Here is a 14,420-nt window from a genome sequence, read left to right as displayed (position 1 = left end):
AAAAAAAATATCTTTTTTAAAATATAGTCATAGTCCCTATTTTAATTCATCCCCAAAAAAAATATTTAGTATGAAAATTTGGGTTAATAAAGTAAATGAAGGTGATAGAATTATTGCGATTGATAAAAGCATTATTTATAAAGGAAATCCATCTCAGAATGAACTTGATAGTTATGTAATGGATTTAAATTCAGGCAAAATTCCAACGAAAAAGATAAGAGGAATTCCACTAAATTATTTAAAAAGGATTAGTACTCAGAAGGGAAAACCATTTATCAATCTGGAGCTAAATGGAGGCTCTGATTTTTTGGTGATAAAAAATCAAGTTAAAAAAGACGAAATACTTAAGTATTTAAGAGAAAACATTCCAAACTCAGAATATTCCTTGGATAGAGAATCAATAAAAAAGGCAGTAGAAAAACCCATTATTGCTATGGCAGTTATTTGGCTATTTTTTATTTTCTCCTTTATTCTTGCCATAAAAATGGAGAGCGGGGATGAGTATGATGTATCAAATGGTCATTCTATTTTAGGAATAGTTTTTATTTTAGCTCATTTAGGCACAATGAAATTATCAATTTTGTTTGCGATATTATTTTCTGCGACAGTAATTGTATTCCTCAAAAAGAAGAAAAGACCACCGATATTTTATAAATTGGAGAGATCAAAATAAACTTAAACATATTTTGCTTGGATTTTCCTCGGTAATTTGGCCAAAACCATTGCTCTAGAATCCGCTACTCTACTTTTCAATTCCTGATCATTTAACACATCCAAATTTTCGATTTGAATCCATTTGCGTTTAGCCAAATGATAAGCCTGCGCAATTCCATCCCTTGCAGTTAATGCATCAAAATCATCAGGATTACATTTAATAGAAAACCGACTTCCTTCATCAATTGCAATGATGATAAAGATTTTTTCTTCAATCATGAAACACAAATGATCCCATTTCATACCCTCGGTTGTACCAGGCAAACTCAAACAATATTCTCTGAAAGATTCAATATCCATAATAAGCTAAAAGAAGAAAGACTAAAGGTTAAAGCAGAAAGACCAAAGGTAAGAGGCTGGCACTTTATTACCAAAGGTGTTCTTCGATTTTGAAAATCCTATAATCCTCAAAAATCCTGCTGTATATTTGCACCCTGATCCTAAAATCCACAAATCCTAAAAAAAACCTGCTATATCTTTGCTCCTCGATCTTGAAAATCCTATAATACTTTAAAATCCTACTGTATCTTTGCACCCTGATCCTAAAATCTTTTAATCCTAAAAAAATCCTGGTCATGAATATTATTACCCCAACTGCAGATGGTTCGAACACACTTTACAGCGAAACCATTGGCGAACATTATCACAGTAAACACGGCGCTTTACAAGAGAGTAAACACGTTTTTATTGATGCAGGATTAAAATTTTCAAGTGCACAAAAATCAGAAATTTTGATTTTAGAAGTTGGTTTTGGAACCGGATTAAACTTTATTTTAAGCTATGAATATTGCGCAGAAAACAACATCAAACTAAATTATACCAGTATTGAAGCTTTTCCGCTTACTAGAGAAGTTATTGAGCAAACAGGTTATCAAGCCTATGTTCCAGAACAAATATGGACAAGTTTTATTGAAAATTATGATGGCGCATTAAAAGCTGAACAAAATTTATCACCGCTTTGCGAACTTGAGATTCCGCATATTACATTGGCAGAATTTGACACAAGCAAAAAATTTGATCTAATTTATTACGATGCGTTTTCAGTTCAGCATCAACCTGAAATGTGGAGTGATGAAATTATAAGTCACGCTTGTAGTTTTTTAAAACCTGGCGGTGTTTTCGTTACTTACGCCATAACTGGAAAATTAAAAAGAGCCGTTAAAGCAAATGGTTTTACAATTGAGAAATTGCCTGGAGCACCCGGAAAAAGAGAAATGCTAAGAGCTACTAAAGCTGAGGATAAATAATTATTACACAATCCCGACCTCTAATAAAAACCTAGAGCTTTCAATTTTGTTAGTTTTGTATTAACAATTCATATCATGGAAAAAAGAACTTTAGGAAAAACAGATTTAAGTATTGCGCCGGTTGTATTTGGAGGAAATGTTTTTGGCTGGACTATAGATGAGCAAAAATCGTTCGAAATATTAGATCACTTTGTGGAAAGCGGTTTTAACTTTATCGACACTGCTGATGTTTACTCACGTTGGAAACCAGGAAATGAAGGTGGAGAATCGGAAGCAATTATTGGTAACTGGCTTCAAAAACACAATAAGCGCCACGACGTTATTATTGCAACGAAAGTTGGATCTGATATGGGATCAGGTAAATCATTAAAGAAAGATTACATTATAAATGAAGTTGAGCATTCGCTTACTCGCCTAAAAACTGATTATATAGACCTTTATTTTTCTCATTTCGATGATGAGACTACGCCAGTTGAAGAAACTTTAAGCGCTTATGAAACTTTGATTAGAGAAGGAAAAGTACGTTGGATAGGCGCTTCAAACTTCTCTGCAGATCGTTTGAAAGAATCTTTAATCTCCTCAAGTGAACACAACCTTCCACGTTATGAAGTTTATCAACCAGGCTACAATTTATTTGACCGGGAAGAATTTGAAAAAGAGCACGAAAAAATTTGTTTAGAGCATGGCTTGGGTGTAATTAGTTATTACTCTTTAGCAAGTGGTTTTTTAACTGGAAAATACCGTAGTGAAGATGATCTAAAGAAAAGTCAACGCGGTGGTGGTGTTAAAAAATATTTAAACGAACGGGGATTCAGAATTTTAGGCGCTTTAGATCAAGTTGCCGAAACCCATCATACTGAACCTGCTTCTGTTGCTTTGGCTTGGTTAATTCATCATCCTTCTATTACAGCACCTATTGCAAGTGTTACAGATTTAAGCCAGTTAAAATCTTTTACAGATGCTGCAAATTTAAATTTGCGCCCTGAAGACATCTCCATTTTAGATAAAGCGAGCATCTATTAAAAATAAACTATTATATTTAAATGCCCGATTAATAAAACAATTAATCGGGCATTTTGTATTAAACAGGATTTAAAATTATATGAAAGATAAACTCTCTTTTCTGCCCAAGCTTGCGCTAGTTCTATTCTGTTTAATTAGCTTAACCTACATTGCCATTATAGGACAATCACTTTTAGCTCCACTTTTGTTCTCCTTCTTGATGGCGATTCTGATGTTGCCAGTTGCAAATTTTTTAGAAAAAAAATTAAGCTTTAAACGGAGTCTTTCTACAATTTCTGCAGTAATATTAATGATTGCAGTTGTAGCTGGTGTAATTTATTTCTTCGGTAACCAATTAAGCGATTTATGGAAAGATTGGCCCTTATTAGAAAAAAAAGGAACAGAATCTTTTGATGAACTGAACCATTGGGTAAACAAAAATTTTGGAGTAACAATTCCAGCGCCTGGAAATTACATAAAAGATAGTAAGGATAAAGCTTTGGCTACCAGTGCTGCTATTGTTGGCACAACACTTTCAACGGTATCATCAACATTTTTATTTTTAGGCTTTACATTGCTTTTTACATTTTTCATTTTAAATTACAGAAGGGTATTATTTACTTTTTTAACAGCAGTATTTAAAGAAGAGCACAAAGAAAAAGTTAGTGAGATTGTTAGGCAGATTCAATACATTATTAAAAAATACATTATTGGCTTATTCCTTCAAATGTTTATTGTCTCCGTACTTCTCATTAGTATCTTGAGCATTTTAGGTGTCAAGTATGCTATTTTGTTAGGTCTTATCGGTGGGATATTTAATGTTGTGCCCTATTTGGGGATATTTTTTGCTTTGTTAGTTAGTTGTTTGGTAACCTTCGCTACTGCTGGGGCAGCTAAAGTATTATTTGTTTTGGTTGCTTTTGTAGCAGTGCATGCGGTTGATGGAAATATTTTGATGCCTTTAGTTGTAGGTTCCAAAGTAAAAATCAATGCCCTTTTCGCTTTCATTGGCATTGTTGTGGGCGAAATGATTTGGGGAATCTCTGGAATGTTTTTATGCATCCCATATTTGGCTATGCTAAAGATCATTTTCGACCGTGTAGATACATTGAAACCTTGGGGAATTTTAATGGGCGAAGAACATAAACCTGATAAAAAGAAACGTGTGTACCGAATTACTAAAAAGATTAAATTAGAGGAAAAAGATTAAGATGCCCGAAAATCGATCTCCGCACATACTAAGTACATCAGCCAATTTATTAGGAATATGTTTTATTGTTCTAACATCCTTAAGAAAATTAAATTTAACAGATGGCTCATTAATTGATGAATTTGCTGTTGCAGCCGTTATGTTTTTTATGACGAGCTGTATCCTCTCTTTTATATCCATGCGACGAGAAAGAAGTGAAAGTCAAAAACTTGAAAAGTTCGCCGATATTGTTTTCCTTTCTGGATTGGTTGTCCTTTTTGTTGCTACGATTTTAATTGCATTTAATTTAATAAAATAGGAAAAAGAGAAAGTTATCCTAAAATTGAATATCAATGAAGCCCCTATTCATACTTCTTATTGCCTTTATTCTTTTTGTTGCCTTTAACAAATACACAGATTTTGATAAGAATTATCTTTTCGCTGGAAACATAGCGATGAGTATTATGTTGCTTTTTACTGCCATGGGGCATTTTAAATTTAAAACGAGTATGGCCGCAATGATTCCTTTGTTTATCCCAAAAAAGGTTGAAATTGTTTTAATTACTGGAGCATTGGAAATTCTATTTGCTATAGGTTTAGGAATCGAAAATACTAGATATTATACCGGCATAGCCTTGATTATATTTTTGATTGTCATTTTTCCATCAAATATTTATGCAGCCAAAAACAATATTAATTATGAAAATTTGCATAAACCTGGTCCCGGGTTAAAATATTTGTGGTTTCGTATTCCTTTTCAATTATTCTTAATCGCTTGGGTTTGGTATTTCAGTATCAGGCCATATTAATTGAAAAGATTTTTCGCAGAGATTCATTCTGCAACATTTCCATTATCATGGTTTAAACGCGTCCTTATTTATTAAATTAGCTCGTCAATTAAGAAAAACCGAACTAATTATGAATAAAAAATTACTGTTTACTGCACTACTTTTGTTTTCATCGTCTTTTGTATTTGCACAAGAAAATAAAATAATAGACAATATTGTAAAGGAGGTTAACGAAAATTCCCAGCTTGAAAAACTGGCTCACGAATTATTAGATGTTGTTGGACCAAGGCTAGTTGGTAGTCCGCAAATGAAGCAGGCGAATGATTGGGCAGTAAAAAAATATAGCGATTGGGGCATTTCTGCAAAGAACGAAAAATGGGGCGAATGGCGTGGTTGGGAACGAGGCGTTTCTCACATTGATTTGGTTAGTCCACGATTAAGAACTTTGGAAGGCACACAATTGGCTTGGAGCCCATCAACCAATGGAAAACCTGTAAATGCCGAAGCAATTATTTTGCCTGCAATAACCGATTCTCTATCTTTCCAAAAATGGCTACCTAGCGTTAAAGGCAAATTAGTACTTATTTCTTTGAACCAAATTTCTGGCCGACCTGAAAAAAATTGGGAAGAATTTGCAACAAAAGATTTATTTGAAAAATATAAAAAAGAAAAAGCAGATGCCGTGAAAGCCTTTGCATCAGGCGTTGCAAAAACTGGATTGAGCGCTAAAAATTTAGCCTTAGCAATAGAAAATGCTGGTGCTGCCGGAATCGTGATTAACAATTGGTCGCAAGGTTTTGGCGTAGATAAGGTTTTTGGTGCAAATACCACGAAAATCCCTACAATAGATTTATCTGTAGAGGATTATGGTTTAGTTTATCGTTTAGCTGTTAACGGCGATAAACCAATGCTTAAAATAGAAACGGAATCTAAGGAGCTTGGTGTTGTACCAACTTTTAATACTATTGCTGAGATTAAAGGCAAGCAGAAACCAAAAGAATATGTAATGCTGTCTGCACATTTCGATTCGTGGGATGGAGCTAGTGGGGCAACTGATAACGGATCGGGAACCATTATGATGATGGAAGCGATGAGAATTTTAAAGAAATTTTATCCAAACCCTAAAAGAACAATTTTAGTTGGACATTGGGGTAGTGAAGAGCAAGGTTTAAATGGCTCAAGAGCTTTTGTAGAAGATCATCCAGAAATTGTAAACAATTTGCAGGCATTATTCAATCAAGATAATGGAACTGGAAGAGTTGTTAATATTGGAGGCCAAGGATTTGCGAAATCAAAAGACTACATCACACGTTGGTTGGCTAAAGTTCCAGATACAATTAAAAATCAAATCAAAACCAACTTCCCAGGTACTCCGGGTGCTGGCGGTTCTGATTTTGCATCTTTTGTAGCTGCTGGTGCTTTGGGTTATTCTTTAAGTTCTACCAGTTGGGATTACGGAACTTACACCTGGCATACCAATCGTGATAGTTATGATAAATTGGTTTTCGACGAAATTAGAAGCAACGTGATCTTGGCTGCAATTTTGGTTTACATGGCCTGTGAAGATCCCGAGAAAACTTCGAATGAGAAAGCCACTGATTTACCGGTTAACGAACGTACCGGAAAGCCAGCAACATGGCCAGTTCAAACTAAATCGAACCGAAAAGGTGGCTTGTAAGTAAGATTAAATAAACTTTATAAGAGGCTGTATCATAAATCAATTTTCTTTAGTTTTTGTCACATTGAGCCTGTCGAAATGCTTAAATGCACTTTTTATTAATCCTTCGACAAGCTCAAAATGACAATTTAGTTTTACGATACAGCTCCTTTTTTATTGGTTGTTGATAATCTTAATTGATATGTAATAGCACAATTGTTTTCACTTGCAAAGAGACGAAAAACAAATATTTTTAACCACAACTTGTCCCGATTTTCCGAGAGATAAAAGAGTGGACACAGAGATTAAAATCAATGATTATCTGTGTCCATCTGTGGTTAAAATCTTAACTTAATTACATTAGACAAAGGCATTTCTTTGGAAACTTAATTCCAGCCACCGCCCAAAGAACGATACAAACCTACAACAGCATTTAATTGTTCTGTTTTAATGGTTGTTAGTTCAAGTTCGCTTTGTAGCAGATTGCCTTGAGCCGTTATTACTTCTAAATAATTTGCCATCCCGCTTTTAAAAAGTAAGCTCGCATTTCTAGATGCCTGTTGTAAAGTTCGAGCTCTTTTCTCTGCTATTGTATATTGAGTTTTCAATTTTTCAACTTTTGTTAATTCATCAGAAACCTCTCCTACAGCATTTAAAACCGATTGACGGAATTGAATAACCGTTTTATCCCGATCTATTTTAGCCAATTCGTAAGTGGTTTTTAACTGTCCGCGTTGAAAAATTGGTTGAGTAATTCCGCCAGATACCATTCCAAATAACGATGCAGGAACGTTAAACCAGTTGCTCGCTTTAAAGGAATTTATACCCCCGCTGGCCGTAATAATTAAAGACGGATATAAACTTGCTTTTGCAATTCCAACTTTGGCGTTGGCCACATTTAAAGCTAATTCTGCCGTTTTAATATCAGGTCTTCGGCTTAGCAAAGCCGAAGGAAAACCTACATTTAAATTTTGGGGAATACTCATATTATCCAATCTGGTTTGCCTGTTAATTGCTTTTGGCAAAGTGCCAATTAAAACACTTAAAGCATTCTCTTGTAAAATTACATTCTGCTCCAAGCGGGGAATTAACTGAGCAGCGTTTAACTGCTGTGCCTCTGCTTGTTGTATGGCTAGAGATGTAACCTGACCAGCATCAAATTGCAAGTTAATAATGCGTAAGGTACTATCATTTAATTTTAAGTTTTTCTTCGCAATTTCTAATTGAGCATCCATCATTAATAAGTTGTAATAACCCTCAGCAACATTGGAAACTAAACGCGTTTGAACTGCTTTTCGAGCTTCTTCTGTTTGCAAAAAACTGGCTAAAGCGCCAGCTTTTTGATTGCGGATTTTGCCCCAGATATCGGCCTCCCAAAATACACCAAGATTAGCACTGTAATCTTCAATGTGTTTTGAATCTGTAAACTGACTAATGCTTAAACCGTTTAAGCTATTATCAGAAGGACGACTCGAACTTGCGGCTATCTGCATTTTCAATTCGGGTAAGTAACCTAATTTTGATTGTTTAAAAAGCACTTCAGCTGCATCGATATTTTTTAAAGCAATTTGCATATCGTAGTTTTTTTCCAGCGCTGTATCAATTAAATTCTGAACCGTTAAATCTGAGATAAAACTTTTAAAGGGCAAATCGCCAACACTAGCAGAATCCTTCTGCACTGAGTTTCTAAACAAACCTGGCGCCATGTTTGGCAAGGATAAATCTTTAGAAACCGAACATCCGCTCCACACTAAAACAAGGAGCAGGATGGTAAAAATATTAAACCGTTTCATATACTACATTATTAATAGGTTCTTCATGGTGAACAACCTCATTTGTTTTTTTGGAAATTTTTTCTTGTAAGGCTTGGAAGATTACGAAAAGTACAGGAATAATGAATAAGCCTAAAACTACACCTGAAACCATACCGCCTGCAGCACCAATACTAATGGAGTGGTTACCTTGAGCAGATGGGCCTGTTGCAATACTCATCGGGAATAAACCAAACACAAAAGCTAGTGAAGTCATAATGATTGGCCTGATCCTTAACTTTGCGGCCTCTATAGCCGAATCAAACAAACTCAATCCTGCCTTTCTCCGTTGCAGTGCAAACTCCACAATTAGGATGGCGTTTTTGGCCAGAAGTCCAATAAGCATAATCAATGCTACCTGTACATAAATGTTATTTTCTATACCAGTTAAACCCAATACCACAAACACACCAAATACACCTGTAGGGATAGAAAGAATTACAGCTAATGGTAAAATGTAACTCTCATACTGTGCCGACAATAGGAAGTAAACGAAAACCAGACAAAGCAGGAATATCACAGTCGATTGTCCGCCTGAAGAAATCTCCTCACGTGTTTGTCCAGAGAATTCATAGGCATACCCAGCTGGAAGTTGTTCCTTAGCGGTTTCTTCTATCGCCTTTATCGCATCACCAGAGCTAAAACCCGGTTTTGGGATCGCATTTACCTCAATAGAGTTAAACAGATTATAACGGGAAGCCGTTTCCGAACCATAAACACGGGTTAATTTAACCAATGTATTAATGGGCACACTTTCTCCTGACTTGTTTTTAACAAATACACGGTCAATACTTGCTGGGTCGGTTCTATCAGATACATCAGCCTGAACCACTACACGATAGTATTTACCAAAGCGGTTAAAATCTGATGCCTGTGCAGTACCAAAATAAGTTTGCATAGTTTGTAAAATGTCCTTAACACTTACCCCAAGCTGATCGGCCTTTTCATTATTAACATCCAGTTGTAACTGCGGATAATCTGCTTTGTAAGACGTAAACGCGTAAGCAATTGCCGGTTTCGCCATTAACTTTCCAATAAAGTTATTCGCTACACCACTAAACTTATCCAGCCTACCATTCGTTTTATCCTGTAACATTACGTTCATCGCCTCAACGTTACTAAAGCCTGGCACAGTTGGAAAACTGAATACAAAGAAGGTACCTGCAGATATAGCCGCCATTTTAGCCCTTACAATATTTTGGATCTCATCGATATTTTTTACCGCCCCTCTTTCGTCATTTGGTTTTAACAATAAGAAAATCTGACCAGCTGACGGACTGTTTGATGCCGTTAAAAAGTTATAACCAGCCAACGACATTACAAATCTTGCTGATGGCATAGCACGCAACTCTTTTTCAGCTTGTTTTAACATTTTATTGGTATTGGCTAATGAAGTTCCAGATGGACTGGCAACAGCGATAGCAACAAAACCTTGATCTTCCGTAGGAATAAAGCCAGTTTTTGTTCTGCTTACCATAAAAACGGTAACCGCAACGATTAAGGCTAATCCACCTAGACTAATCCATTTATGGCGGATAAGAATTTTCAAGCCACCTATATATCTGTTGGTCATATAATTAAAACCGCCATTAAAGCCCGCATAAAACTTTTCTACAAAACCTTTTTTTGGTGCTTTATGGCCAGTTGCTGCATGTTTATTTTTTAAAAATAAAGCAGCTAGAGCTGGGCTTAAAGTTAAGGCGTTAACAGCCGATATAATGATGGCTATAGCCATAGTTAAGGCAAACTGTTTGTAAAATATCCCTGTTGATCCAGTCATAAAACCAACTGGTAAAAATACCGCGGCCATTACCAATGTAATCGATATAATTGCCCCGGTAATTTCATGCATCGCCTGCGTAGTTGCCGCTTTCGGGGTAAGTGTTGGGTCTTCTTCCATTTTGGCATGAACAGCTTCAACCACCACAATCGCATCATCCACCACAATACCAATCGCCAATACAAGCGCAAACAAGGTTAAAAGGTTTACAGAGAATCCGAACAGATTCATAAAAAAGAAGGTACCAATAATAGCTACCGGAACTGCAATAGCCGGAATCAATGTCGACCTGAAATCTTGTAGGAATATAAATACAACAATAAATACCAGTAAAAATGCCTCTATAAGTGTATGCTCAACTTGATTAATAGATTCATCAAGATCGGTTTTGGTACGGTAAAACTGGTTGTATTTAATTCCCGCTGGAAAATCTTTTGATAATTTTGCCAACAGTTTATCAATGGAAATCTGGATCTCGTTTGCATTAGAGCCTGATAATTGGATTACACCAATGGTAATTCCATCCTTTCCGTTTAAACGGTTTACACTACTATAGCTATAAGCCCCCAATTCTACACGGGCCACATCTTTTAAACGTAATATAGAACCATCCGAATTAGAACGGATTGCGATATTTTGATACTCTTCTGGTTTGGTAAGTTTACCTTTATATTTAATTATATATTCAAATGCTTCATTACTACGTTCTCCAACCCGGCCAGGTGCTGCTTCTAAGTTTTTATCCTGAATGGCACTGATTACTTCATTAGGGGTAATTTTGTAAGTTGCCAACTGACTTGGATTTAACCAAATTCGCATTGAGTAATCTTTAATACCACCAAATACACTCGCCGAACCTACACCCGAGATACGTTTTAATTCGGGAATGATATTGATTTGTGCATAGTTATTTACAAAAACTGCATCATATTTTTTTGGATCTTCTGAGTAAATCCCTATAGCACCAATAAAACTATTTTGCTGTTTAGTAGTTGTTATACCATATTGCACAACCTCTGCGGGCAATTGGCTTGTAGCTTGCGAAACCCGGTTTTGTACGTTAACCGCAGCCTGATCGGGATTGGTACCTTGTGCGAAATAAACCGTAATCCCTAAAGTACCATCGTTACTAGCCGTGGAAGTCATGTAGGTCATGTTTTCCACACCATTAATGGCCTCTTCTAATGATGGGGTAACCGAACGTAAAATTGTTTCGGCATTGGCTCCTGGGTACACTGCAGTTACCAATACAGAAGGAGGCGCGATATTTGGAAATCGCTCTAAGGGTAACTTTGTTAAGCCAAGGATACCAACTATAACCAATAATATGGAAATAACAGTTGAAAGTACCGGCCTTTCTATAAATTTCTGAAACATGACTTTTTAAATTTGTTGTCGTATTATTTTTTTATTCTGGTAACAGCTACTTTATCTGCTGTTTTTTGAGGCTGAATAACCATACCCTCCTGTAATTTATCTATCCCGCTTAACACAATCTGATCGCCAGCTTTTACGCCATCTTTTACCAGATAGTTTTCGCCAGATTTACCAACAATAGTGATAGACTGTTTTTTAACCTTACTACTGTCGCCTACGGTAAATACAAATACTTTATCCTGCATATCAACCGTTGCCGATTGCGGAACCAATATTGCGTCTTCATGTCGCAAGCTTAAGCGTATTTTGCCAGTGTTACCCGAACGGAGTACACCATTTGCATTAGGAAAACTTGCTCTCAAAGTAATAGCACCTGTGTTTTTATCAAACTGGCCATCAATCATATCAATTTTTCCCTTTATAGAATAAGTAGAATTATCGGCCAATACCAGATCAACCGCTGGTAAATGTTTAATCCTATCGGCAGGAGATTTACCTGGATAATCTTTATTGAAAGTGTTAAAATCGTTTTCTGCTAGGGCGAAGTAAACATGCACCTCATGAATATCTGACAGTTGAGTTAATGCAGTTTGATCTGTTGGAGAAACCAAGCTTCCCTGCTTTTTAGGAATCCGACCGATATAACCGCTAACCGTAGCTTTAACATTGGTATAACCTAAGTTAATTTGTGCCGATGCCACACTCGCCTTTGCTTGCTCAGCATTGGCTTGTGCAATTTTATAGGCTGTTTTTGCAGTTTTTAATTGAAAATCAGACACCACCTTATTTTGTACCAGAGGCGTTAGTTTATCAACTTCTAACTGTGCATTTAAAATAGCCGCTTCAGCCGCATGTAAACTTGCTTTTGCATTGTTCAAAGCCTCACGATATGGGTTTTCATTAATTTTAAAAAGTGTTTGTCCTGCTGATACATAAGCACCTTCATTAACCAAAACACTTTGTAAATATCCGCTAACCTGAGGACGGACATCAATATCTACAGCACCTTGAATAGATGCAGGATATTCGATAAACGTGGTTTCAGAACTTTCATTAACCAAGCTCACAGGCAAAACTGGTGGCGGTGGTGCAGCGGCAGCTTGATCAGGAGATGACTTACAGCTTACAAGAATTATAGAGAGTAAAGAAATAATTAACACTGCCTTAACTTGGTTAAACTGTTTAACACTGTTAAGTAAAATAAATAGACGATGGATAGCATTCATATGATTAATAATTATAGTGGATTTAAAGTGTATAAATAATCTAACAGTGTTAAATTATCGGGTAAAAAAATTTAGTTGTTAATGGATAATGTAATGCCTTTAATGGCGTCTTTCAAGATTTGTTGGTTTAACTCGTCTGTCGTTCTTCCATTCGGACGAACTAAATTAATAGAAATCAAACCGTGAATGATAGACCAATAAGTGTAGTATTTCATGCAGATATCATCCTCTGATACTGGTTTTTTGATAAATAAAGATTCGATAACATCGCCCAACATCGAACCAACGCTTTCCGCTTCGGACATTGCACTTTTTACATTGCAACAAACCATATCCACACCATACATCAGTTGATAAAACTCTTTGTTGGCAAAAGCGAAGTTCCAATAAGCAACCCACATCGCCTCCATTTTATCCTCAGCCAACTCATGTTTGTCACGTGCTTCGCGAATGTCTTTTGCTAAAATTAAATAACCTCTCCTAGTTAACTCAAGTAAAATCCCTTCTTTGTTGGAAAAGTACTCGTAAATTATCGGTGCAGTGTATTCAATCTGGTCGGCAATTTTACGCATACTTAATGCCTGCCAACCTTCAGTTTGAACAATGTTCAAGGCCGCATCCAGAATGTTTGTTCTGGTTTCATCTTTTAAACGTAGAATTCTTTCTTTACTTCCCATGATCTGGAATATTAGGTGTAAATAATCTAACACCGTTAAGCAAATGTATAACCAATTCAGAAATACACAATCATTCAATTGTCAAATGAAATTTCGAGTGATAAAATACGGCTTTAAGGTAGTTTTAATTAAGATTTTAGAAATAATTAATTTTTCAATGGATTTGATCAATTAAGGGAAACCGTGATAAACAGACATTTTTCTTCTTTGGAAAGCAATGCTTGTAGTTCTTTTGAAACAGTAGTCCCGCCCTTTATTACAAATCCGCTCCCGAGAAAATCGGGATGCGTGTTTTTCATTTCGGTCGGATTTAGGGAAGTTGGGTAATTGCAAGAAACAAACACAACAACAAGCATTTCAATGAAGATAATGAAAAAGAGATCTCCCGCAGATCAAGCAGATATGCGCAGATAAAAATCTGCGAGAGGGCTTTTAAAGTGGTCGTCATTTCGACTGGAGCGCAGCGGAACGGAGAAACCTTTGAAACAATAAGTTTAAATCTTTCCTAAAGCCGTTGTCATTTCAGCTGGAGTCGGGGTTTGAGAAGTATAATTGCAAGAAACAAATAAACCACCCCCAACCCCTCCTTGAAAATAAGGAGGGGAGTTGCCCCCTCAAAGTTTTTAAACATTTTGCACCTAATCTTCCCTAAAGCTACCGTCATTTCGACTGGAGCTCATATCCCAAACGGAGGGCTTTTAAGGTGGTCGTCATTTCGACTGGAGCGCAGTGGAACGGAGCAACCTTTGAAACAATAAGTTCAAATCTTTCCTAAAGCTACCGTCATTTCGACTGGAGCACAGCGGAACGGAGAAACCTTAAGTAAGTTTCAAATCCTTTTTTAAAACGGTCATCATTTCAGCTGGAGTCAGGGTTTGGGAAGTATAATTGCAACAAACAAATAAACCACCCCCAACCCCTCCTTGAAAATAAGGAGGGGAGTTGCCCCTCG

At 36.3% G+C, this 14,420-nt stretch carries 12 protein-coding genes; 7 read left to right on the top strand and 5 right to left on the bottom strand.

Annotated elements, in window-relative coordinates:
• Nucleotides 1-70: 70 nt before the first annotated feature.
• Nucleotides 71-673, top strand: coding sequence for a cytochrome b family protein (locus tag H7U22_RS16005; protein ID WP_187072349.1), 603 nt, complete (start codon nucleotides 71-73; stop codon nucleotides 671-673).
• Between the two features lie 2 nt (nucleotides 674-675).
• Here H7U22_RS16005 and H7U22_RS16000 read toward each other — a convergent pair whose 3' ends face one another.
• Nucleotides 676-1,014 (bottom strand): MmcQ/YjbR family DNA-binding protein, encoded by a 339-nt coding sequence (locus tag H7U22_RS16000; protein WP_187072348.1) that lies wholly within the window; start codon nucleotides 1,012-1,014, stop codon nucleotides 676-678.
• Between the two features lie 275 nt (nucleotides 1,015-1,289).
• On the opposite strand from H7U22_RS16000, the gene mnmD reads away from it, so the two are divergent.
• The 6 genes from mnmD to H7U22_RS15970 all read left to right on the top strand — a co-directional run bounded on the left by mnmD (nucleotide 1,290) and on the right by H7U22_RS15970 (nucleotide 6,618).
• On the top strand, nucleotides 1,290-1,961 hold the full coding sequence (mnmD, locus tag H7U22_RS15995; RefSeq protein ID WP_187072347.1) for a tRNA (5-methylaminomethyl-2-thiouridine)(34)-methyltransferase MnmD: 672 nt from the start codon (nucleotides 1,290-1,292) through the stop codon (nucleotides 1,959-1,961).
• Nucleotides 1,962-2,036: 75 nt separating this feature from the next.
• Nucleotides 2,037-2,984 carry an aldo/keto reductase gene (locus tag H7U22_RS15990; protein WP_187072346.1) on the top strand — a complete coding sequence of 316 codons (948 nt, stop codon included), beginning with the start codon at nucleotides 2,037-2,039 and terminating at the stop codon, nucleotides 2,982-2,984.
• 79 nt (nucleotides 2,985-3,063) lie between these two features.
• Entirely contained in the window at nucleotides 3,064-4,173 is a 1,110-nt protein-coding gene (locus H7U22_RS15985; RefSeq protein ID WP_187072345.1) for an AI-2E family transporter, read from the top strand.
• A 1-nt stretch (nucleotide 4,174) separates the two neighbouring features.
• Nucleotides 4,175-4,471 (top strand): hypothetical protein, encoded by a 297-nt coding sequence (locus H7U22_RS15980; protein ID WP_187072344.1) that lies wholly within the window; start codon nucleotides 4,175-4,177, stop codon nucleotides 4,469-4,471.
• Between the two features lie 34 nt (nucleotides 4,472-4,505).
• Nucleotides 4,506-4,961, top strand: a complete 456-nt coding sequence (locus H7U22_RS15975; RefSeq protein WP_187072343.1) for a DoxX family protein — start codon at nucleotides 4,506-4,508, stop codon at nucleotides 4,959-4,961.
• A 109-nt stretch (nucleotides 4,962-5,070) separates the two neighbouring features.
• Nucleotides 5,071-6,618: a M20/M25/M40 family metallo-hydrolase gene (locus H7U22_RS15970; protein ID WP_187072342.1), complete on the top strand. Its 1,548-nt coding sequence runs from the start codon at nucleotides 5,071-5,073 to the stop codon at nucleotides 6,616-6,618.
• 365 nt (nucleotides 6,619-6,983) lie between these two features.
• Here H7U22_RS15970 and H7U22_RS15965 read toward each other — a convergent pair whose 3' ends face one another.
• The 4 genes from H7U22_RS15965 to H7U22_RS15950 all read right to left on the bottom strand — a co-directional run bounded on the left by H7U22_RS15965 (nucleotide 6,984) and on the right by H7U22_RS15950 (nucleotide 13,468).
• Complete coding sequence (locus H7U22_RS15965; RefSeq protein ID WP_187072341.1) at nucleotides 6,984-8,390, bottom strand: TolC family protein; 1,407 nt, start codon at nucleotides 8,388-8,390, stop codon at nucleotides 6,984-6,986.
• Nucleotides 8,377-11,565, bottom strand: a complete 3,189-nt coding sequence (locus H7U22_RS15960) for an efflux RND transporter permease subunit (RefSeq protein WP_187072340.1) — start codon at nucleotides 11,563-11,565, stop codon at nucleotides 8,377-8,379. The genes H7U22_RS15965 and H7U22_RS15960 overlap by 14 nt, the downstream gene beginning before the upstream one ends.
• 23 nt (nucleotides 11,566-11,588) lie before the next feature.
• A complete protein-coding gene (locus H7U22_RS15955) occupies nucleotides 11,589-12,791 on the bottom strand; it encodes an efflux RND transporter periplasmic adaptor subunit (RefSeq protein WP_187072339.1) in 1,203 nt (400 codons plus the stop codon).
• 71 nt (nucleotides 12,792-12,862) lie between these two features.
• The gene (locus H7U22_RS15950) at nucleotides 12,863-13,468 is read right to left on the bottom strand and encodes a TetR/AcrR family transcriptional regulator (protein ID WP_187072338.1); all 606 of its coding nucleotides are present in this window, start codon (nucleotides 13,466-13,468) and stop codon (nucleotides 12,863-12,865) included.
• Nucleotides 13,469-14,420 lie beyond the last annotated feature (952 nt).

Source organism: Pedobacter fastidiosus (assembly GCF_014306625.1).
GTDB classification, from domain to species: domain Bacteria; phylum Bacteroidota; class Bacteroidia; order Sphingobacteriales; family Sphingobacteriaceae; genus Pedobacter; species Pedobacter fastidiosus.
This window is presented reverse-complemented; position numbering and strand designations above follow the sequence as displayed.

Bases quoted from the DNA above. Each gene is read 5' to 3' on its own strand.
- H7U22_RS16005 (WP_187072349.1), top strand. From the start codon at position 71: ATGAAAATTTGGGTTAATAAAGTAAATGAAGGTGATAGAATTATTGCG.
- H7U22_RS16000 (WP_187072348.1), bottom strand. From the start codon at position 1,014: ATGGATATTGAATCTTTCAGAGAATATTGTTTGAGTTTGCCTGGTACA.
- mnmD (WP_187072347.1), top strand. From the start codon at position 1,290: ATGAATATTATTACCCCAACTGCAGATGGTTCGAACACACTTTACAGC.
- H7U22_RS15990 (WP_187072346.1), top strand. From the start codon at position 2,037: ATGGAAAAAAGAACTTTAGGAAAAACAGATTTAAGTATTGCGCCGGTT.
- H7U22_RS15985 (WP_187072345.1), top strand. From the start codon at position 3,064: ATGAAAGATAAACTCTCTTTTCTGCCCAAGCTTGCGCTAGTTCTATTC.
- H7U22_RS15980 (WP_187072344.1), top strand. From the start codon at position 4,175: ATGCCCGAAAATCGATCTCCGCACATACTAAGTACATCAGCCAATTTA.
- H7U22_RS15975 (WP_187072343.1), top strand. From the start codon at position 4,506: ATGAAGCCCCTATTCATACTTCTTATTGCCTTTATTCTTTTTGTTGCC.
- H7U22_RS15970 (WP_187072342.1), top strand. From the start codon at position 5,071: ATGAATAAAAAATTACTGTTTACTGCACTACTTTTGTTTTCATCGTCT.
- H7U22_RS15965 (WP_187072341.1), bottom strand. From the start codon at position 8,390: ATGAAACGGTTTAATATTTTTACCATCCTGCTCCTTGTTTTAGTGTGG.
- H7U22_RS15960 (WP_187072340.1), bottom strand. From the start codon at position 11,565: ATGTTTCAGAAATTTATAGAAAGGCCGGTACTTTCAACTGTTATTTCC.
- H7U22_RS15955 (WP_187072339.1), bottom strand. From the start codon at position 12,791: ATGAATGCTATCCATCGTCTATTTATTTTACTTAACAGTGTTAAACAG.
- H7U22_RS15950 (WP_187072338.1), bottom strand. From the start codon at position 13,468: ATGGGAAGTAAAGAAAGAATTCTACGTTTAAAAGATGAAACCAGAACA.